Here is a 19,985-nt window from a genome sequence, read left to right as displayed (position 1 = left end):
CGGAATCATCGAGGCAGTCGTGGCCATGTGCCCTCGCAATTGTCGCGGCGATTCTCGTGTGACCACCGGTGCTGCGACCGAACACTCACCAAGGAAAGGCGGCGTTGGTGAGCCTCGCCGCCCCGGACCGCTACTGCGCACGGCGCCGACGCGCCGATGCCTGCCGGGCCTCGGCGGCGGCCGCCCTCGCGTCGTCTCGCCCTCGAAGGGATGTGTGCTCGCATGGCCAGCAGAACGACGAACACGAAGAAGACCGCCTCGAAGACCCCGCCACCGAAGCCCGCGTCGAAGACGGCTTCGGCGAAGAAGAACTCGCCCTCCGACGATGAACTCCTCTCGGCGCTGCGGCAGTACGTCCGCGTCCGGGGCCCGCACCTGCTGGAGGATCCGAACATCACCTCGGTGGGCGTCGGCCGCAAGGCCACCGGCGATCGGCCGGGCGGCGAAGTTGCGTTGCAGTTCACCGTGGCGACCAAGGCCGAGCCGGAGGTGCTGGAGTCCCTGGGCACTGAGCTGATCCCGGCCACCATCACCGTCGATGGCTTCGAGGTGCCCACCGATGTCATCGAGCGCACCTACAAGCCGAGCTTCCACATGGTGGCCGAGGTCGAGAGTCCGCTGCGCAAGAGCCGGCTGGATCCCATTCGGCCCGGGGCCAGCGTCGGCGCGGTGACGGTGTCGGCCGGTACCATCGGCTGTATCGTGTTCGACCGGGCGGACGGCACCCCGTATGTGCTCAGCAACTGGCACGTGCTGCACGGGCCGTTCGGCGAGCTGGGGATCGAGGTCGTGCAGCCCGGCACACGGGACGACAATCGCATCGATCGCAACCGGATGGGCGTACTCAAGCGCTCCCACCTGGGCGTGGCCGGGGACTGTGCGGTGGCGACCATCGAGGATCGCGACTCCCTCCCGGAGATCCTCGAACTGGACGTCGCCCCCCGGAGCCTGGGGGAGCCCGAGCTCGGCGACAAGGTGGTCAAGAGCGGCCGTTCGACCGGGGTCACCCATGGCATCGTCCGCCGCGTCGACACCATAGCGAAGATCAACTACGGCGGGGGAACGGGCCAGCGGACCATCGGGTGCTTCGAGATTGGCCCGGATCCCGACCATCCGCTGGCGGACGGTGAGGTCAGCAGCGGCGGTGACTCCGGCGCGGCGTGGCTGTTCAAGGAGGGCGATGACCGGGTGAGCCCGGTCCTGGCCGGGCTGCACTTCGCCGGCGAGGGTAGGGGTAGTCCGGACGAGCACGCCCTCGCCTGCCTGTCGACATCGGTGTTCGAGAAGCTCGACATAACCCTCAGCCAGCCGACGCCGGAGCAGCTGGAGATCATTGCCGGCTACGACGCCGACTTCCTCGGCGAACGGGTCGAGGCCCCGGAACTGGACACCGACCTCGCGCGGGACGCCGCCCTCCTGGACGGCTCGCCGATCATCCCGTACACGCATTTCTCCCTCACCCTGAATAAGAAGCGGCGCTTCCCGTTCTGGGTGGCCTGGAACGTCGACGGCGGCTCGCTGAAGAAGCTCAGCCGCAGCGGCATCCCCTTCGTCAAGGACCAGCGGCTGCCCGGCACGGCGCAGGTCGGCAACGAGCTGTATCAGGCCAACCGGCTCGACCGGGGGCACATCGCCCGCCGCGCCGACCTGCTCTGGGGCAGCCTGCCGGAGGCGCGCAAAGCGAACACCGACTCGTTCTTCTACACCAATATCACTCCGCAGATGGACGACTTCAACCAGAGCGCCAAGAACGGGGTGTGGGGCGCGCTGGAGGACGCCGTCTTCGCCGACGCCGACGTCGATGACCTGAGAATCAGTGTCTTCGGCGGGCCGGTCTTCCAGGACGACGACCGGGTCTACCGGGGCGTGCGCATACCTCGGGAGTTCTACAAGGTCATCGCATTCACCGAGAACGGTGAACTGAAGGCCAGAGCGTTTCTGCTCACCCAGAGCCTGGATCAGCTCGAAGCGCTGGAACTGGACGAGTTCCGGGTCTTTCAGGTCACCCTCGGCGAGGTTGAGGACCGTACTCGGGTGCGCTTCCCCGCTGCCCTCCACAAGGGCGACACCCTGCATGTGCCCGAGTCTGTGGCGGACCGCCCGCCGCTGGAGACCACGGCCGACATCCAGTGGGGCTGAACCAAACTCCCCGTCCAAAACCCAGATTCGCGCATCACGAAGGACTGGTGCATCGCCATGACCCAACCGGTTCATGAGAACGCACCCGAGTTCCTCCAGAACGCGGCGGAACCGGTACGTGACCACCTGCTCGGTGCGGCTTCTCTGCCGGCCTTCCTGCAGGGCGCCGGCCAGTTGTCCCTGGAGGATCGCCGACTCCTCGCCGAGCAGGCCCTGGTCCTGTTGGAGCAGAACTACGTCCATCTGCCGCTGAAGACCGCGATGCACGCCGTCAACCCGGTCCAGCGGCTGCGGCTGCTGCGCCGACGCATGGAGCGGCAGACACCGCAGACCATGCCGAGGGAGTGGCTGTTCCACGCGGAGATGTCGGAGATCTTCCACTCGGTGCGGGACCTGCACACCAACTACCTGCTACCCGACCCCTTCAGGGGCAAGATCGCCTTCCTGCCCTTCCTGGTCGAGTCCTGCACGGAACAGGGCCGGACCCGGTTCCTGGTCACCCATGTGGTGAGCGGCTTCTCGGCGCCGGGGTTCGAGCCGGGCGTCGAGATCACCCACTGGAGCGGCATCCCCATCCAGGACGCCGTCGACCTCAACGCGGCCCGGTTCGCCGGTAGCAACACGGCGGCCCGGCGCAGCCGGGGTGTGCAGTCGTTGACCGTGCGGCCGCTCGTCATTCATCTCCCGCCGCTGGAGGAGTGGGTGACGGTCAGCTACATCGACCTCGCCGGAACGGCCCGGGAACTCCGGCAGAGCTGGCAGATCGTGGAGAACCTGCCCGCGTTCGTTTCCGCCGACCGGGACACGGCCGTGTTCCAAGGCCTGGACCTCGACGGCGATGAGACCCAGCGGGCCAAGGTGCTGCTGTTCGCGCCCCTGGTTGTCGCTCAGGAACGGGCCGCCGAGGCGGACGAACCCCTACCGGACCTGGGGGCGGGCGAGATCGCCAGCACCATGCCCAAGGTGTTCCGGGCCCGGTCCGTCACCACGCCGTCCGGAACGTTCGGCCACATCCGCATCTTCACTTTCAACGTCAACAGCCCCGGCACGTTCGTCGCCGAGTTCGTCCGGCTCATCCGGCAACTGCCGCAGAAGGGGCTCATCGTGGACGTCCGGGACAACGGCGGAGGGCACATCCACGCCGCCGAGTTCACCCTGCAGACGCTGACGCCGCGCCGGATCAACCCCGAACCCGTGCAGTTCGTCAACACCCCGCTCAATCTGCGGATCTGCCAGCGGCTCCAGGGCGGTCCGGGACTGGATCTGGGCCCCTGGGTGCCGTCCATGGAACAGGCCGTCGAGACTGGCTCGGTCTACTCCGGCGCCTTCCCGATCAGCCCCGAGATCGCCGCCAACGCCATCGGGCAGCAGTACTTTGGGCCCGTCGTACTCATCACCAACGCCAGGTGCTACTCGGCCACGGACATCTTCGCGGCCGGCTTCCAGGATCACGACATCGGCCCCGTGCTCGGCACCGACGAGAACACGGGCGCCGGCGGCGCCAACGTCTGGCCGCACGACCTTTTGACCGAGTTCCTCGCGGACGACCCGGGCACGCCCTATACGGCCCTGCCGAAGGGTGCCGGGATGCGGGTGTCGATACGCCGCACGCTGCGGGTCGGCCCGAATTCGGGCACGCCGGTGGAGGACCTGGGAGTCGTCCCCAACGAGCTGCATCACATGACACGCCGCGACCTGCTGGAGGGCAACACCGATCTCCTGGACCACGCGGGCCGGCTCCTGCAGGGTCTGACTCCGCACGCCGTGACGATCACGGAGGCCGCCGCCGCCGACGGCGCGCTCCATCTGAGGCTCACGGCGGAGAACGTCGATCGCGTCGACGTCTACCTCGACCAGCGCCCCCGCGCCTCCGTCGACCTCATCGGCGGCCAGGCCGACCTGCTGGTCCCTGGCGCCGCCTCGGCACACACCGCCCACCTGGAGGGTTTCGAGGTCGGCCGCCTCGTCGCGAGCACGACCAGGGATCTACCGTAGGCTCTTGTAGGCCCTCACCTGCTTCTGATCCTGAGGGGCCGTAAGCCCTTCGGACAGGGCCAGTCGCCGATCCTCGGAACGATCGGCACCACAGCCAACCCGGCGCGGCAGGAGCACGGCCCCGCACACTGCTACAGCCGGATGCGGGGGGCCACCGCGGACCAGACACCCGCCGTCGCGCCGGTGGGGGAGGCGCGTGCCCGCGCCCTGTACACCGACCCTCCGTCCGGTGCCCCGGTCATCTGCGCCGACGAGCTCGGGCCGGTGATCCCGCGCACGCGCTGGTCCAGCTGGGCGGTGCGGAGGAGGTCGGCGGCGTTGCCAGGCATTGTCGCGGGTGACCGGCAGCTTCGGGGCCGGGGCGTCCTTGGGGCCGGCCGCGGTGCTCGGGCATGAGGCCAGCGACGGCCGTGCGGATGGCACCCCGGCTGACGCCGTGTTCACGGGCCAGGGCGGCCGCCCCTGCTGCCTTTGGCCTCGGCGGCCCGCAGCCCGTCGTATGTCAGCTCCCACTGGGGGTCGCGCTGGGGTTGGCCGGCAGCCGCGAGGGTCTGCACGATGTCACCGCGCACCGGAGACCTTGCCCAGGCACGCCGTAGCTTCGAAGACCGCCATCGAGGTGTGGGCCTTGCCGGGGTCACACCTCAGTGCAGGGTGGCCAGGGAGCGAGAGGATCACGCCTCCAAGGATCCGGAGATCCCGATAGACATCGTCGAATCCTGGCCCGTGCCACCTCCTGGGGGCGCCCAGTTCCTTGAGTGCCATGGCTGTAAAATGATCTTGTTCCGATGGCTCCTCACGATGGTGTTGATCGGTCGTTGGTCGACACCTCCGGGGTCAGAGTTCGGTCGTCCAGATCCCGGCAGGGTGCTCACTCGGTGGAAGCCACAGCTGAGGCTGGGACTCCCGATGCCTCTCCTGAGCCTGTTCTTCCCAATGAAAGCGGTCATCCACGTCGGGCCACGCGACTTGCAACACAGGGAAAGGAGGCCGCGGTAGAACCCGATGGCCCGTCCGAAGAAGGTCCGGTACCAGCGGAGATCGACCTGCCTGAGGGCGACGTGGTGACCGCCGACAACGTCAGGGTGCCTCTGGCCGTCAGCCAGTACAGCACCCGCCGCGGACTTCGCTGCGAGCCTGTTGAGCATCCGGTGCATGGCGTGGACATCGAGCCCGAACATGGCGAGTTCAGATGCGCCGTGAGTGTGCGAGAGGCCGATCGTGTAGGCGAATCCAGGACCGATCTCGTCCTGGGGGCCATCACGACGTGCCATCCGTGCTGCTGCACATTCTCGGTGATCGCAAGATCCACTCGGTCCGCTTCATCTCGGTCACCGTAGTCATGGCACGGGACGCAGCGGCACCGGAACGGATCATCAGCCATGCGCGGAGGCTACGAGATGAGCGTTTGAGTCGGGCAGCCGGGGGTCGTGACCACTCGTTGAGTTCTTTGAGCGATCGAACATGTGCGTCTTCTCGCCACTTCGCATGGGGCGGTCACGGGGCACGGGTCAACACGGGTGTCTGACGGGGGCGCCGCACCTGTGGTCCTGCCTCGGTGAGTCAGCGGCTGCCTGCGGCTGCGGCGGGTTGGGGGCAGGTCGTGCGGCTTGCTGGGAGGGAGATTCGAACATGACTCGTCCGGGCGGTCGTTCTGTGGCGGGATCGGCCCCCGGGCCGGGGGCGGCTGGTGATCGTTCCGGTGGTTTTGTCGGTGCCGACTGCTACACCAACTCTTCAAGCAGCAGCCGCAGTTGGCGGCCTGCCCGACCTTGGGGGAGGAACCATGGCGAGGGTGCCTGAGGGATACCACGTTGTGCGCGAGCACATCCGGCGCAACCCGCGCCCGGAGGCGAAGAAGCTCAGCGGCTGGACGATCGCCGGGCTGGTCGCGGTGGTGTGGTTATGGGGCCAGCTGTTCGGCTTCGGCGAGGCTTCCACGGCTGAGCAGACACCGCACACGCCGCCGCCGTCGGTGTCTGCGGGCCGCTGATGGGCCGCCGCAGCCCCCGCACTCGCCCCGGGCTTCGGCTGCGCGCGCCGCGCGGCCGGAGCGAGCAGCTGGCCGCGGCGGCGGTGGCGGCCGCGGCGGGGTGGGGGCTGCTCCAGGCGGTCACCGCGCTCGGGCAGCTGGCGGCGCGCCTGTGGCCGGTGCTGGCCGTGCTCGCGGCCGCCGGTGCCGGCTACGGGCTATGGCGGATCCGCCGCGCCGGCCGCATACGGCGCGTCCGCGCGCAGATGCTGGCCCGGCTGCACATCACGCTGGACCAGTTCGACGCCATGAATGACCGTCAGTTCGAGCAGGCGCTGCGCGATGTGCTGGTCAGGGACGGCTGGCGGGCGCGGCAGGTCGGACGCGCTGGGGACCAGGGCGCCGACGTCATCGCCGACCACCCGGCGCTGGGGCGGCTGGTGGTGCAGGCCAAGCACACCACCACGGCGGCGAAGGTCGGCTCGCCGGTGCTGTATCAGCTCAAAGGCACCGCCGGCCCCGTCCACGGCGCCCACCTGGCTGTGGTGATCACCAACGGGCACCTCACCCGGGACGCGAAATCCTGGGGCGAGCGTCACCAGATCCACTGGGTCGACCGCGACCGGCTGCGCCAGTGGGCCGAACACGGCACCCCCCTGCATGAACTCCTGCGCCTTACCGCCCGGACGGGACGCCGCAGCCCACGTGCCCGGGCCCGAGCAGGCCAGCGCTCGCGCCCTGGATGATGTCCGGCACGGCGGCGGCCTTGCTCTGGTCAACGGCGTGTGCAGCGCCTGGGCCTGGTTGTCACCGCCATGGGGCGTTGCTCGGGTGGGCTGTGCCTTCGCGCTCAGTGCGTTGACCGCTTGCGGGGAGGCTGTCGTGTCGAGGGGGCCGGTGTGCTGACGCCGCCCCCGCGTGTTGCCGCGCGTGTGGCGTGCTGGGAGGAGGCCCTCGAACTGCCTCATGCGTATATCGAGGCGGATCCGGGCTTGGCGCCGGGCGCTGGTAGCGCCGCTCGCCAGCGGCGGGTTCGGCCGATCCCTGCGGGGGCCAGATGCTGTCGTGCTCTTCAGCTTGCAGTGTCGCATTGTCGTGCATGGCCGGCCGCACATGTACCCGCAGCCGCGGACCGTGCAGAAAGTGGTGCGCAGCCTGCCAGCCCACCGACACGACCGAGAAGACCAACCCGTCGAGCGCGATCACAAACGTCGCTGTGTCCGATCCGTCCATGACGGCACGCAGGGGCGTGTCTGCGGCGCGAGTTCCGCGCGGGGCGTAGGCGTGAGGCGGGCGCGCGCTCATGGGGCCGAAGCGGGCAGTGCAGGAAAGGCAGTCCCTTGCTCAGTGACCTTCAACTCTTCCTCCGACTTGGGGCGTTGGGCCATAGCATCTCGTTGTGCACGGTCAGGCCGCCCGCCGGCCCGACAGGCACACGAGACGAAACTACCGGGTGGCCTCGCTGTCTGTTTCAACGACCGGACAGCAGAAGTGATCGTGCACGGTGCGGGCTTCAGCTGTCCGGACCGAATCGCCTCGGATCGCGCGGCGCGGAGGGATCTCGGGAGCGTGGCGAGGGTCGGGAGATCGGTGCGGTCGGCGCGGTACACAGGCATGCCCAAGATGTCGTACATCTGGTGATTGTGCCTGAGGGTTTCCAGCGCATTCGGATCGCCCGGCTCTACGATCCCCTGGAGTTCTCGGGGGGTTGAATGACGAATGGCGACAGCACCGCGCCCAATCCAGCTCCGCCGCATGGTGCGACTGGGGGGCATGGCGACGGGGATGCGGGGGCGTCCGGGAGCGTGGGCCCGGCCCGCAGCAGGCCTGGGCGGAAGGCTCGACACTGCCATGCGGCAGCTGCACCGCCGCATCCGCACGCGCGGGCGCATCGTTCTGCTCGTCTATGGCTTGATTCTCGGCTGTGTCGGTCTGGCGGATGTCTACCGCGGGCTGGATTTCGGTGCGAGGACGGTGGGAGCGTTCCTTGTCATCGCAGCGATGGCGATTGTCGGCAGTTGCAGTGCCGCGCTCAGGCCTGAGATGCCTGTGCGCTGGCGGCGGTGGGCACCGTTGTCCGCGGATCTCGCCGTCGGCCTCGTCAGCGGCTGGATCATCTTCCGGGTCCAGTCAAACTTCGTACTCCAGCCGGTTCTCGTCGTGACCGCCGTGGTGGTCACCTCTGCTTTGCTCCTGGCAGCTTGCCTCATCTGGGGGGACGCACGAGAGATTGCCGAGGTGCCGCTGTCCACTCAGCTGCCGCCCTCGGCGACGTCGTCCGACAGGCAAGCAAGATCAACAGTGGTAGCCGCCGTGATTGCAGCGGTAGGCGCACTGCTGGCAGCCTGCTTGACCATCCCTCAGTTTTGGTACTCCGCCCGCTACGAGCCGTCCAACAACCCGCCGGTAGTGCAGGAGGAGGCCAGCATCGAGAGCATCGAGATGCGCGCTGATCACGCGGAGATCACCGTGGAGATCAAAGTGGAGAACAAGGGGAAGACGCCCGTGAGGATGCTGACGTCGCTGTACGAGATCACCGGGACGTCCTGGATCCTGATGCCCGAGGACGGCCGTGATCGCGGGCTGCCGTACGAGGACATTGTCGGCGGGAACTATGGTTCTGCCGCGCGGGTGAGCCCGAACACCCTGTACTCGCGCCCGGAGCATATTCAAGTCGGCCCGGTGGGAGAGGACTACGCGTGGATCGGCTCTGATGAGGTAGTCCAGACGACCCTGCTGGCGCGTGCTCCTCGGGACTTGCCATTCTCTGTGTACAGGGTCTCAGTAGACGTCGCCGTCGCGAGGGCGGACCGTGTGGAGGTGGAGAGCCGGCCGGGAAGGGAGACGCCCCGCGAGATCAAGACGTGTGATGGCGTACGAATCGCTGAGTACCGTCGCCCCCTCGCCCACCGCAGCGCCTTCGACTGGCTGACTGAAAGTGATCGGGAGCTCGTCACGTACTGGGTTCTCGGCGGCGGCAGCGGCTGGGAATCACCGTGGTGGCCGCCGTTTCCCTGGAATGGGGTGTCCATCCAGCACGCCGATCATGACTGTAGCCATGTCTTCGAACCAGATCACGACGGCCTGGAGGACGACGCTATGGTCGGCTGGGCCAGCACCGTAGCTGAGGCTGGGAGGCCGCAGGAGGCAGAGGACAAGCCGTAGCCCGCGGTCAGTTCCTCCGTCCTGGTCGTTCTTGTCATCTTTGGCCGTCCTGGACGATGGCACCGCAGCTACACCGGTTCCCCCCGGCGACCACCGAATGCCCTTGGCTTCCGGTAGGTCGGGCACTGGTAGCGCCTGGGCTCAATGCCCATGAGCAGCAGGCATGCGCACGGCGGAGCGGATGGCTGCAGCGAGGAGGCACACGGGAACAGAACCGCCGCCGAGCCCCACTCAACGATGGCGGCGGCCGGTGTATGTGGTGGCTCGGCCGGCTGAGAACGATCTCGCCGACCGGCAGTTCACGCTGCCTGTCGAGCGGACCCGTGGGGAGCCCGAATCACCCGGTTCCGTTGTCGGCTCGGCCTGGGGCGCCCCCTTCCTCACTGACAGAAGGGCGGCTGGGGCCCACTGGCCCATCGGGACTCGCTCCGGCCCTGTTCGGTTGCCCAGGGTGCGTAGCCTGCTTCGTTCAGTTGCTGCTCGTGTCCACGTCAAGAGTCCCTTCGTCGAGTGCGGCAGGGGCCTGCCGCAGCGAAACCGGTGATGCGGGGAGCACCGCAGGTGTCGGGCTGCACGGCACGTAAGGCCCTTCGCCCGTACGGGAGTCAGCCCGCGGCGCCGGATACGGCTGGGGCGCCGGCAGCAGCGCCGGCGCCCGGACGGGTCCTGCCGGGCCCGGATGCGAGCGAGGTAGTGCAGGCCGACGCTGTGGCCGGGATGCAGCCCCGGCCGTCCGCCGGCCCGGCATGCACGTTCGCGTTCGGGCCCGTGGCAGGCGTGCCGGCAGGGTGTGGTGATCAGGAGGCTCGCTGTGTCCTCTGCGCGAGTGGTGCCGGAGGCTGCGCAGCAGCGCCGCCGTGCGGATGGTCGCGGGCCTGAACGTCGGCTGGGAACTCGGCCCGGCGCGTCCTGAAGTGTCATCAGCCAGGTCTGGGTTTCCTGGCGTGCGGGGTTCGGGGGAGTGGTGGGGCGGCCGGTGGGCGGTCTGTGTCGTGTGGCGTTGTGGCCGACCGGCCGATTTGCGTGTGTGTGCTCTCGACATCGTCGGGTTCTTCGCGAGGATGCCCGTAGTGGGGGATGTCGGGGAGGCCGCATGTCTGGGTTTTTGCGGCGTGGCGGGCAGCCTGTGCAGGGGCTTTTCGGTTTTGTTGCGGTGGTGGTCGCGGGCTGTGCGGCCATCGTTGCGGCGATCACCTGGTTGTCGGGGCCATGGGCGGCCGGTGTGGGTGCCGCCATCACCGCCGTGTACGGGCTGACGGCCGAGTTGTTTCGGCCACGACGGCGCAGCCGTGAAGAGACGGACCTGCTGCGTGACGCCCGGGGGCGCATTCCCCGGGTGCGGCAGGTCACCCGGCCGGAAGCGGCCGGAGTGCGGGCCGCCGACGGCACCAAGGCGCCGCCGTATGTGCCCAGGGACGCCGAACGCGAGGTTGTGCGCCAGGTGCAGCAGGCGCGCTTTGTACTGCTGGTGGGTGAGTCCGCGGCGGGCAAGTCCCGTCTCGGTTATGAGGTGGCACGCTCCCAGTTCCCGCACTACCGCTTCGTCGCCCCCCGCACGCGTGCTGCGGTACCTCAAGCGGTGGCCTGCGCGCGCAGCTACCGCCGGGCCGTGCTGTGGCTGGATGACCTGGAGAACTACCTGGGCCGGGACGGCATCAGCGCGGCCTTGCTGCGCTCGTTGGATGGCGGGCGGGGGCACCGGGTGGTGCTGGGCACCATGCGTGTGGAGGAGTACCGCCGCTTCGAGGCCCGGGAGGAAAGCCGCCTGACCGGCTCCGACCGGGACGCCTGGCGTACGCAGCGGGAGGTTCTGCAGGAAGCGGACGTGATCCGGCTGGCCCGGCGCTGGTCCGCGGGCGAGTGCGAGCGTGCCGCCGCTCACGCCGGCGATGCGCGGATCGCGGCCGCCCTGCTCACCTGCGACCGGTTCGGCATCGCGGAGACGATCGCGGCGGGACCGGAACTGATGGCCGCCTGGGAAAACGCCTGGGCCCCGGGCACCAACCCGCGTGCCGCGACCTTGGTGAGCGCGGCCGTCGACTGCCGCCGCGCCGGACTGCGCAGCGCAGTCACACCAGAACTCCTTCAGCGGCTCCATGAACCGTATCTGGCCGAACGCGGGGGCACCGACCTGCGCCCCGAGAGCATCACCGCCGCCTTCCAATGGGCCTGCACACCGGCCCTCGCCACCACCGGGCTCCTCAGACGAGACGACGACGGCCGCTACCGGGCCTTCGACTACCTGCTCAACACCCCCCGTCCCGCACCCGTCCCGGACCACCTGTGGAACGCACTCCTGGCCGCCGTCGGCCCGGAAGACGCCTACGATCTCGGGCTGGTGGCCCATCAGCAGGCCCGGCTGCAACGGGCCATCACCGCGCTGACCAAAGCCCACGAGGGATCCGTGACCGAAGCGGAGTTCCCCCTCGCGCTGGCCTGGGGCGACGGCGGACATCCCCGCCAGGCCGCCACGCGTCTTCAGCGCATCGCCGAGTGGCCCGGCACCGATCCCCTCATCGCCCTCGCCGCCCGGCACCAGGCAGCCTTCTTCACCGGAGAAGCCGGAGACACACACCAAGCCGTGCACCTGTTCACCGGCATCGTCGCCCAGGCCCAGACCCTGCTGGACCACGCGCACCCCGACGTCCTCGACGCACGCCACCAACTCGCCTACTTCACCGGCGAAGCGGCAACCCGGCCAGCGCCGCGGAACAGTTCCGGGCCCTGCTCAGCGACCGCGAGTACCACCATCCGGACGACCACCAGCAGATCATCGCCACCAAGCGCAGCTGCATCTGGTTTGCCACCAGCACAGACACCCTCGAGGAATCCGAACGGCAGATGCACACGCTGCTCGACGAAGCCATCACCCACCTCGGCGCCGACGCACCGCACACGCTGGCCATCCGCAGCAGCCTCGCCACCTTCGCAGCCCGCGCCGGACGCCACGAGGAAGCCGTGGCAGGCTTTGCCTCCCTCATCGAAGACCGCATCCGCCTGCTCGAACCCCAGCACCCTCACGTCATCCGCAGCCGCCTGGACTGGGTGCAAGCACTCGCCGGCGCAGGACACACCCAACAGGCCCGCACCGAGGCACTGAGCACGCTGCACGCGGCCGAGCAGGTCCTCGAAGCCGGCCACCGTCATCTGCGCTAGGCCAGGCATCTTCTTCCGCAACTGCCCTAACTGGCTCTAACAAAAGCGGGTTGATCATGTGACTGTCTGCTTTGTCGCTCGTTGAGGGGGCGTGGGGAAGCGTCAGTCGCGGCCGTGGATCGTGTCGGACGAACTGTGGTCGCTCATCGAGCCGTTGCTGCCCGAGCCTCCGCCGAAGCTGGTGGAGGGACGGCCGCGAGTGCCCGACCGTCAGGCCTTGTGCGGCATCCTGTTCGTGCTGCACACCGGCATCCAATGGGAGTACCTGCCCCAGGAGCTCGGCTTCGGTTCGGGCATGACCTGCTGGCGTCGCCTGGCGGCCTGGAACGAGGCAGGCGTCTGGGACCAGCTGCACCAGCTGCTGCTGAACAAGCTGCGGTCGAAGAACCAGCTGGACTGGTCGCGGGCGGTGATCGACTCCTCCCACGTCCGGGCCGCACGGCGAGGCCCAAAAGCGGGCCCAGCCCGGTCGACCGTGCACGCCCGGGCAGCAAGCACCACATCATCACCGACGGGCAGGGCATCCCGCTCGCGGTGTCTTTGACCGGTGGCAACCGCAACGACGTCACTCAACTGCTGCCACTGCTGGACAAGATCCCGGCAGTGGCGGGAGTGGTCGGCCGACCGCGCCGACGGCCCGACATGCTCTTCGCGGACCGCGGCTACGACCATGACAAGTACCGCCGGCTCCTGCGCCAGCGCGGGATCAGGCCCGCGATCGCCGAGCGGGGACAACCGCACGGCACCGGCCTGGGCACCTTCCGCTGGGTTGTCGAGCGGACAATCTCCTGGCTGCACGGTTTCCGCCGCCTGCGGATCCGGTGGGAACGACGCGACGACATCCACGAGGCGTTCCTCGGACTTGCCGTCTGCCTGATCACCCATCGGCACGTCCAGAGGCTTTGTTAGGGCCAGTAAGAGAGCATCTGATCAGTGTTCACGCGGATGCGAGTGGGATATCTGTTTCGATTCGCCAGGTTGGTGTGGATTCTCCCGTGAGTTTGCGGGACATTTTGTTAGCCATCGCCCAGTGGATCATCGTCCGGGATCTCTGCGGGAGGCCTTCGTAGTCCCGCGCCAGGCGGCGGTGCTGCATCAGCCAGCCGAAGGTCCGCTCGATCACCCACCGCTTCGGCAGCGGCTCGAACCCCCTCGCCCGTGACCGCTGCACCACCTCGACATCGATGCCCAGCCGGGCACCGTGGTTGAAGATGCTGTTCTGGTAACCACCGTCGGCCCAGACCTTGGTCACGCTGGGATGTGCCGCGGCCAGGTCGTCGAGCAGGAGTTTGCCGCCGACGGTGTCGTGCACGTTCGCGGCGGTGACGAGGACGGCCAGCACCAGACCGAGGGTGTCCGTGATCAGGTGCCGCTTGCGCCCTTTGATTTTCTTGCCGGCGTCGGTGCCCTGACTGGCCTCGGCGACATTTGCCGAGGTCTTCACGCTCTGCGCGTCCACCACGGCCGCGGTCGGCTCCGCACGACGGCCATGGAATCGGCGGGTCTTGTCGCGTAACAGGTCGTGGACCTGCTGGTGGTGCCGTCGGCTTCCCACTTCGCGTAGTAGTCGTAGACGGTCTTGTAGGGCGGGAAGTCGTGCGGCAGGTACTCCCAGGGGATGCCGGTGCGGTTGACGTAGAGGATCGCGTTGACGATCTCCCGCAGCTCGTGCACCCGGGCCGCTGTGCCGGGTCCGGTCCGTCTCGCTCGCCAGGCGGTGAAGACCGGTTCGATCAAGGCCCAGCGGGCGTCGGAGACGTCACTGCGGTACGGACGACGAACACTCACACCTCATGAACGACGACCAACGACGCCAGTCACAAAAACATCCCAGAACACAACTACCTAGATCAGATGCCCTCTAAGCCCACCCCGCAGACAGACAAGAAAGGAAGACCCGTTCCGTGCGGACCTCGACCGAGTCATCCCTGGTGCCTTACGTCACCCTGAGAGAAGGGGAAGAAGGCGCTCCGGCCAACCTGCTCATCACCCCGAAGCGGCCTGGCAATAGGCTCCAACTGCGCTACGCCGATGAAGAACGAGACGATCGGGACATTCGTGGGGTGCTGTGGGCGCGCTGCTCGCAGACACCGCGGGATGAGCGGGGCATGCCGACGGGCATGCCGCGATGGAAACTCATGCACCCTTCCCGGCAACGGGAGACGATGCAGGAACTGCGCTGCCAGGTCTGCGTAAAGCGCGCGCGCACCCCTTTGGGCTTCATCTTCCTCGCGGGCCCGAACGACTACGAGCCCGACGCAACCTCGATCATCACCGGCCAGCCGCCCGTGTGCGCGAAGCATGCGCGCGCCGCGGCCCGCCTGTGCCCGCACCTCGACGGCCGGCCGATGGTCTTCATCACGCGGAGCGCCCCCCTTTACGGCGTGCACGGCACCCTCTACGGCTACGGCGAGGACGGCGTCCAGGTCGTAGCAGCCCCCGACCACCCGCTGCCCTATGGCCACCCCAACCTGCCAACGCTCCTCGCATCGCAATTGGTGCGCCGGCTGAACTCCTTCCGGCTCGTCGACCTGGAGGAGCTGCTGGAGGAGTTGACCGCAGCCACACAACCCTTGCCCGGTGGCCCGGATGACGCCCGTCCCTGGCCATCGGGCAGGTAAGACTCCCGGCGCGCGGACGCTGCCCGACCTGTTCCCCCGCGGCTCAGGCCCGATCCCCGCGCCGGGATCCACCTCACCGTTAGCAAACGCCCAAGGCCGAAGCGGAAGGACCACTGATGCACGCGCTAATCGCAGCTCCCTTCGGGGCGACGAACGTCATCCTGCGTCCGGGGAGCCCCAAAGCGATCAAGGTTGGAGCCGTCCGGTTCGCGGAAATCCATGCTGCCGTGGCCGAGGACGACACGGATACATGGAGCTCGACCGCCACGGCGCCGAACTCCTCTTCCAGGCCCTCACCGAACGGGAAGAGAAGAACAGCGTCGCCATCGCATCCAACGCATCCTTCGGAGGCTGGACCAAGACCTTCACCGACCCCCGCCTTTGCGCGGCCATCGTCGACCGCCTCGCCTTCAACGGCACCATCATCGAAACCGGCGCCGACTCCTACCGCCTCGTCACCACCCGCGCACGAGCAGAAGCGCACGCCGAGGCCGGCTGATTGCTGCCGTATCTCCTTTTCGGATGGCAGCAAGGTTGTCAGCGGCATACGAGGGAATCGTTCGGCTCTGACGCCCTTACTTCTCTTTGGCCTCTTGCGAGGCGTTTCTTGTTCCCAGCCGGTTCTGTGGAAACAACGAAGACGCCGATGGCAGCTAGCGTCATTCCTCCTAGATGGTAGGGGTGGAACTTCTCGCCCAACAAGGCTACGGAGAGAACTGCGCCACTGACTGGCGTCAGGGCGGTGAAGGCAGCGGCGACCGTGGTGTCCACCGTATCCATGGCGTCGTATATGAGGACTACAGCCACCCCGTTGATGGCGATTCCGGTGTAGATCATAAGTGCCCATGACTGCCAGGACACCTCAGCCAGCATCGACCAGTCGTACTCAAGGACGGCCGGTACAGCGAACATCAGAGCGCCCGCGGCCGAAAGGATGAGAGACAGAGCAGCGGGCGGAATCGGCCTGGCCAGGAATTTCCCGAAGGTCACAAAGATCGCCTCACATACGACCGCGCTGACCAGGAGGAATGAACCAAGCGCGACGTTGGAACCCGACGATCCAGCCCCGGATTCGGAACTCAATACATTGACGCTGAGAGCACCCAGCACCGCAAGTGCGATACCCAGCCTCCGGCGGAAAGAGATCGATTCACCAAGAAATATCATGGCGACCAGACTGATGGAGACCGGCACCATGCCCAAAATGACGCCGGCCTCGATGGCCCCAGTGAACTTCACGCCATACATGGCGAACACGCTGAAGAGGAAAACACCGAGCAGGGCCTGCAAGCCGAGCATCACGCTGTCCCGGCGTCCCGGCCTCACTCGCCCTGGGCGCTTAAGCACCACGTAGACACCCAAGAAAAGACAAGCGCTGGCGAGCCGCACAAAGGTTGCGGTGAAGATGGGCACTTCACGCAAGATCAGTTTGCTCGCAACGAGATAGGAGCCAAAAAGCAACGAGGCCACAGTCATCTTGAGGTAAGCGCTCCGCATGCAATCAATCCCTCATCGTGGCAGCGGCTGAACGGACTGACGAATCTGTAATGCCCGTCGCCGGCGTAGTGTCTCTGTCACGGGAAAGCGTGAGTGGATCGCTAACTGAAGTCAAGCTACATTTTCTTTAAGTAATGTTAAGCTGGGCTAGTGATTGATGTGAAGCGGCTGATCATCCTGCGGGACCTGGCCGAGCACGGGAAGATCAGCATCGTCGCCGACCTGCACAGAGTCACGCCCTCGGCGGTGTCCCAGCAGCTGCGCGCGCTGGAATCAGAGGCGAAGGTCCAGCTTGTCTACCGGGAGGGCCGTGGCGTCCGACTCACAGCCGCGGGTGTGGCCCTTGCCACGGAATGCGAGCAGGTGCTCGCCGCGCTGGAACGAGCCGAAGGCGCCGTCCAGGCATTGAAGAGGGAACCCAGCGGGGAGTTGCGCATCGGCTGTGCTCCCAGCGCGCTGAGCGCTGTAGCTGTCCCCCTTGTCGCTGAGGTGGCAAAGAGTTATCCGCTGTTGCGGCCCAAAATTGTGCAGGCTGAGCCAGAGGACGCGGTCCGCATGCTGAAGCAGCGCGTCCTGGACGTGGCGGTGTCGTACCGCTATCACCTTCTCGGCACCCCGCAGCCCGCCGGAACCACTGCCGTCGGACTGTTCCACGACCCGCTCGTACTTGCCGTCCCCGAGCAACTGCGTGAGGAGGTTGGCGACAAGGGGCTGGCGGCTTTGCGCGACCACGACTGGATTTCCGCCCCGGAGCCCAGCAGCTGCCGCGAAATCCTGCTCCACGCCTGCCGCAGTGCCGGATTCACCGCCCGCATTGAGCACAGCTTCGAAGACCTGCGGTCAGCGCTGTGCCTCGTCGCCACCGGGCTGGCCGCGACCATTCTGCCCGGCCTCCTCTGCGAGAATCCGTCCCCCGGCACAGCACTCCTGCCCCTGCCCCACCCCGGACGCACCATCGAAGCGCTAGTCCGCGCAGGCACCGAAGCGCAGCCGGCGATCGCCGCAGCCCTCGCCCTCCTCACACGGAACGCGGCAGAGCACCCGAGCTCAACCGCCTGGACTCCTGACGTCACCCCATGAGTGCTTTGGCGCATGCTGTTATCCCATGAACAACGGCGAGCGCGTTGATCTCCGGATGCTGCTGAAACCCATCGACAAACGCTGTCGCTAGAAGTGAATGAAGCCATGCAGGCACGTTGACCGCTGGGGTGTGCGCTCTGACAGGGGCTTGTGGTGCCATGGCTAGGGGGACAGTCTGGGTGGAGCGCCACCGTGGCGGAAGGTGAGACGTCAAGGGACGCGCACGACAGGCAAGGACTGCAGCGCCGTGAAGCGGTAGGTCTTCTGGCACACTGGTGCTCGTCGGTGTCTGGTGGTGGTGAGTGTCTGTGGTGGGGCAGGTGTGGGGGAGTGAGCGTCGTCGGACGGCGATTGGTCGGGCGACGCTGTCGGTTCCGGCGCGGCAGGTGCTGGCGGATGGTCAGCTGACGCCGGAGCGGACGGTTCTCGACTACGGCTGTGGTCGTGGCGATGACGTGCGGGCACTTGAGCGGCTGGAGTGTCGGGTAGTCGGCTGGGATCCGTATTACCGATCGGAAACGCAACTTCAGGTCAGTGAGCCTTTTCAGCGGTCACTCGCCAGGGTGATGGCGCGGCTGCTGTTGACGGGTGGCGGGCCAGCGCGTTCCCACGCTGACGCCCTGGTCCAGCGGCCACCCATGTCACCCGATCGGTGCCCAGGCTGAAACAGCTCAGTGATGTCGTGTTGCTGACGTATGTGCTGAATGTGATCGAGGATCCGGCGGAGCGTCGCCAGACGCTTTTGCGGGCATGGGAGTTGACGTCGACGCTGCTGGTGGTCTCGGCCCGGTTGACGTGGGAGAAGTCCAAGGTCCGCGGCGAGGAGTTCGCAGATGGGCTGCTGACGAGCCGGCAGACGTTTCAGCACTTGTATGCGGCTGGCGAGCTGCGGGAGTACGTGGAGCAGGTGACCGTGTGCGGGTGGTGGCCGCGGCGCCGGGCATTGTGTACGCGTTCAAGAGTGAAGCCGCCCGTTTGGGTTATCTCGCCCGTCGGGTGGTGCCGGATGCCGAGTGGCTTGCTTCCGAGGACACCGCCTCGGCGATCAGTGTCCTGGTGGACTTTGTGGAGCGTCGTGGTCGGCCGCCGCGGATGACGAAATGCCGCGGGCGGTTGCGGAGTTGCTGGCCCATCTGACGCCCGGTGAGCTCAAGCGGCTGGTCAGGGACGGGGCGGACGCGGAGCGGGTGGCGGCGGGGGCCAAACGCTCGACGTTGAACACGCTGCTGTATCTGGCGGTGGAACTCTTCCACGGCCGAGGCTCCTTCGGCAGTCTGCCAGTGGGCCTGCAGCAGGACGTGCGGGCCTTCTTCACGTCGTATAGGGAGGCATGCCGGCGGGCAGATCGGCTGTTGCTGAAGCTGCGCGTGGAGGTACCTGTTCATGGAGCGGGAGTGCAGGGCCCATCCGCCCTGGTCGGCGATCGCCACGGCGTCCTTCCCTTTGCGGCGGGCGGTCCTGGACAGGCCGATGCGGAGGCTGTGGCCGGTCCACGCGATGCTGACCCCGGCCCGGACGCTGATTCGCTTCACGGCCCGCGTCACGGAGTCGGGGACCATGCCTCCGGTGACGTTGCCGTGCCGGTCGATGCCGACGAACGCGGGCGCGTCCGGTTCCGACCAGAGGAGGCCGGCGGGGTCCTGGGCGCGCGAGGCGTAGTGGAAGCTGGTCAGGATGAGCGCCTTGTCCCGGGCCCGGCGAGGGTGTCGGGCAGGCCCTCACCACCCGGTACATCCGGCACCTCGGCGGCCGCCGCCTGGCCTCGGCCGCGCCGCTCCTCGGCCTTGAGCAGTTCGACGGCGCCCGCCTCCAGCTGCGTACGGGCCTGCGCCTGGTCGTCCCGGCTCACCTCCACGCCATGGCGGCGCGGCTCCACGATGGCCCCGGCGAGGATCGTGCTCGCCGACGATGCGGCGTAGCCCTTCCCGTTCGCCTGGCCCCGGTCCAGCAGCCACACCCCGAACGTCACCAGGACGCCGCGCGTCGCCTCCAGCTCGGGCAGGCCGCGCTCAGCACAGAACCGCTCCCAGACGCGCCACGCCTTCGCGTACGTGTCCGTGGTGTGGGCGGGCGTCAGTCGCCGCTGCACCTCATTCGCGAAGTCCTCGGCATCCGCTAGGCGCTGGGCGACCTCCACGCCCTGCCGCTCGGCCCACAGCGCGAAGCGGGCCGCCCGCTCGTCGGCGACGGCGGGAACGAGGACCGCGCTTGCCTCTCCTGACGGGTGCTCGGTGGCGGTGCTCAAGGGGCGCTCCTCCTGCGGTTTCTGGCGTCGGATAAGAAAAGGAGGTCGACACGGAGGACGCGGAGGCCATTGCCGCGTACGACGCGACGCTGCGTGACCCGTCAGTCTGACGCAC

15 protein-coding genes and 2 pseudogenes are annotated in these 19,985 nt (G+C 67.7%); 11 read left to right on the top strand and 6 right to left on the bottom strand.

All coding sequences use genetic code 11. The annotated features are described in order from the left end of the window. Positions 1-222 precede the first annotated feature (222 nt). Both ACQEV2_RS00225 and ACQEV2_RS00220 read left to right on the top strand, forming a co-directional pair. A complete protein-coding gene (locus tag ACQEV2_RS00225) occupies positions 223-2,139 on the top strand; it encodes a DNA/RNA non-specific endonuclease (RefSeq protein ID WP_433034835.1) in 1,917 nt (638 codons plus the stop codon). A 57-nt stretch (positions 2,140-2,196) separates the two neighbouring features. Next, a complete protein-coding gene (locus tag ACQEV2_RS00220) occupies positions 2,197-4,134 on the top strand; it encodes a S41 family peptidase (RefSeq protein WP_433034832.1) in 1,938 nt (645 codons plus the stop codon). Between the two features lie 131 nt (positions 4,135-4,265). Here the strand turns inward: ACQEV2_RS00220 and ACQEV2_RS00215 are convergent, their stop codons facing one another. From ACQEV2_RS00215 to ACQEV2_RS00205, 3 genes are all read right to left on the bottom strand, one after another. Continuing rightward, entirely contained in the window at positions 4,266-4,463 is a 198-nt protein-coding gene (locus tag ACQEV2_RS00215) for a hypothetical protein (protein ID WP_433034829.1), read from the bottom strand. 111 nt (positions 4,464-4,574) lie between these two features. Then, positions 4,575-4,706, bottom strand: a complete 132-nt coding sequence (locus ACQEV2_RS00210) for a hypothetical protein (RefSeq protein ID WP_433034827.1) — start codon at positions 4,704-4,706, stop codon at positions 4,575-4,577. 102 nt (positions 4,707-4,808) lie between these two features. Continuing rightward, complete coding sequence (locus ACQEV2_RS00205; protein WP_433034824.1) at positions 4,809-5,408, bottom strand: DUF4262 domain-containing protein; 600 nt, start codon at positions 5,406-5,408, stop codon at positions 4,809-4,811. A gap of 512 nt (positions 5,409-5,920) precedes the next feature. Between ACQEV2_RS00205 and ACQEV2_RS00200 the strand changes: the two genes are divergently transcribed. The 5 genes from ACQEV2_RS00200 to ACQEV2_RS00180 all read left to right on the top strand — a co-directional run bounded on the left by ACQEV2_RS00200 (position 5,921) and on the right by ACQEV2_RS00180 (position 13,336). Next, positions 5,921-6,127, top strand: a complete 207-nt coding sequence (locus ACQEV2_RS00200; RefSeq protein WP_433034821.1) for a hypothetical protein — start codon at positions 5,921-5,923, stop codon at positions 6,125-6,127. After that, positions 6,127-6,852: a restriction endonuclease gene (locus tag ACQEV2_RS00195; protein ID WP_433034818.1), complete on the top strand. Its 726-nt coding sequence runs from the start codon at positions 6,127-6,129 to the stop codon at positions 6,850-6,852. The genes ACQEV2_RS00200 and ACQEV2_RS00195 overlap by 1 nt, the downstream gene beginning before the upstream one ends. A 1,105-nt stretch (positions 6,853-7,957) precedes the next feature. Next, a complete protein-coding gene (locus tag ACQEV2_RS00190) occupies positions 7,958-9,271 on the top strand; it encodes a hypothetical protein (protein ID WP_433034815.1) in 1,314 nt (437 codons plus the stop codon). A 1,093-nt stretch (positions 9,272-10,364) separates the two neighbouring features. Then, positions 10,365-12,371 (top strand): hypothetical protein, encoded by a 2,007-nt coding sequence (locus ACQEV2_RS00185; RefSeq protein WP_433034812.1) that lies wholly within the window; start codon positions 10,365-10,367, stop codon positions 12,369-12,371. Between the two features lie 147 nt (positions 12,372-12,518). Beyond that, positions 12,519-13,336 (top strand): IS5 family transposase gene (locus ACQEV2_RS00180; protein ID WP_433034809.1). Its coding sequence is split into 2 segments (ribosomal slippage): positions 12,519-12,879 and positions 12,879-13,336, totalling 819 coding nucleotides; the frame shifts between segments, so codons are not numbered across the junction. 28 nt (positions 13,337-13,364) lie between these two features. Here ACQEV2_RS00180 and ACQEV2_RS00175 read toward each other — a convergent pair. After that, a pseudogene (locus ACQEV2_RS00175) lies at positions 13,365-14,215 on the bottom strand (IS5 family transposase). A gap of 116 nt (positions 14,216-14,331) precedes the next feature. Between ACQEV2_RS00175 and ACQEV2_RS00170 the strand changes: the two are divergent. Then, entirely contained in the window at positions 14,332-15,048 is a 717-nt protein-coding gene (locus tag ACQEV2_RS00170) for a hypothetical protein (RefSeq protein ID WP_433034806.1), read from the top strand. 244 nt (positions 15,049-15,292) lie between these two features. Beyond that, positions 15,293-15,547 (top strand): annotated as a pseudogene (locus ACQEV2_RS00165) (ATP-binding protein); the annotation flags it as partial. Between the two features lie 38 nt (positions 15,548-15,585). Here ACQEV2_RS00165 and ACQEV2_RS00160 read toward each other — a convergent pair. Further along, on the bottom strand, positions 15,586-16,545 hold the full coding sequence (locus ACQEV2_RS00160) for a DMT family transporter (protein WP_433034803.1): 960 nt from the start codon (positions 16,543-16,545) through the stop codon (positions 15,586-15,588). A 150-nt stretch (positions 16,546-16,695) separates the two neighbouring features. Here ACQEV2_RS00160 and ACQEV2_RS00155 point away from each other — a divergent pair, with 150 nt between their 5' ends. Together ACQEV2_RS00155 and ACQEV2_RS00150 are read left to right on the top strand one after the other, a co-directional pair. Next, entirely contained in the window at positions 16,696-17,625 is a 930-nt protein-coding gene (locus ACQEV2_RS00155; RefSeq protein ID WP_433034800.1) for a LysR family transcriptional regulator, read from the top strand. A gap of 915 nt (positions 17,626-18,540) precedes the next feature. Continuing rightward, positions 18,541-18,762 carry a hypothetical protein gene (locus tag ACQEV2_RS00150; RefSeq protein ID WP_433034797.1) on the top strand — a complete coding sequence of 74 codons (222 nt, stop codon included), beginning with the start codon at positions 18,541-18,543 and terminating at the stop codon, positions 18,760-18,762. A 532-nt stretch (positions 18,763-19,294) separates the two neighbouring features. Here the strand turns inward: ACQEV2_RS00150 and ACQEV2_RS00145 are convergent. Continuing rightward, positions 19,295-19,870: a hypothetical protein gene (locus ACQEV2_RS00145; RefSeq protein ID WP_433034794.1), complete on the bottom strand. Its 576-nt coding sequence runs from the start codon at positions 19,868-19,870 to the stop codon at positions 19,295-19,297. Positions 19,871-19,985 lie beyond the last annotated feature (115 nt).

It is taken from the genome of Streptomyces sp. CA-251387, from assembly GCF_050936625.1.
GTDB lineage: Bacteria > Actinomycetota > Actinomycetes > Streptomycetales > Streptomycetaceae > Streptomyces.
Note: the sequence above shows the minus strand (reverse complement) of the source record. Positions and strands in the feature narration are given on the sequence as shown.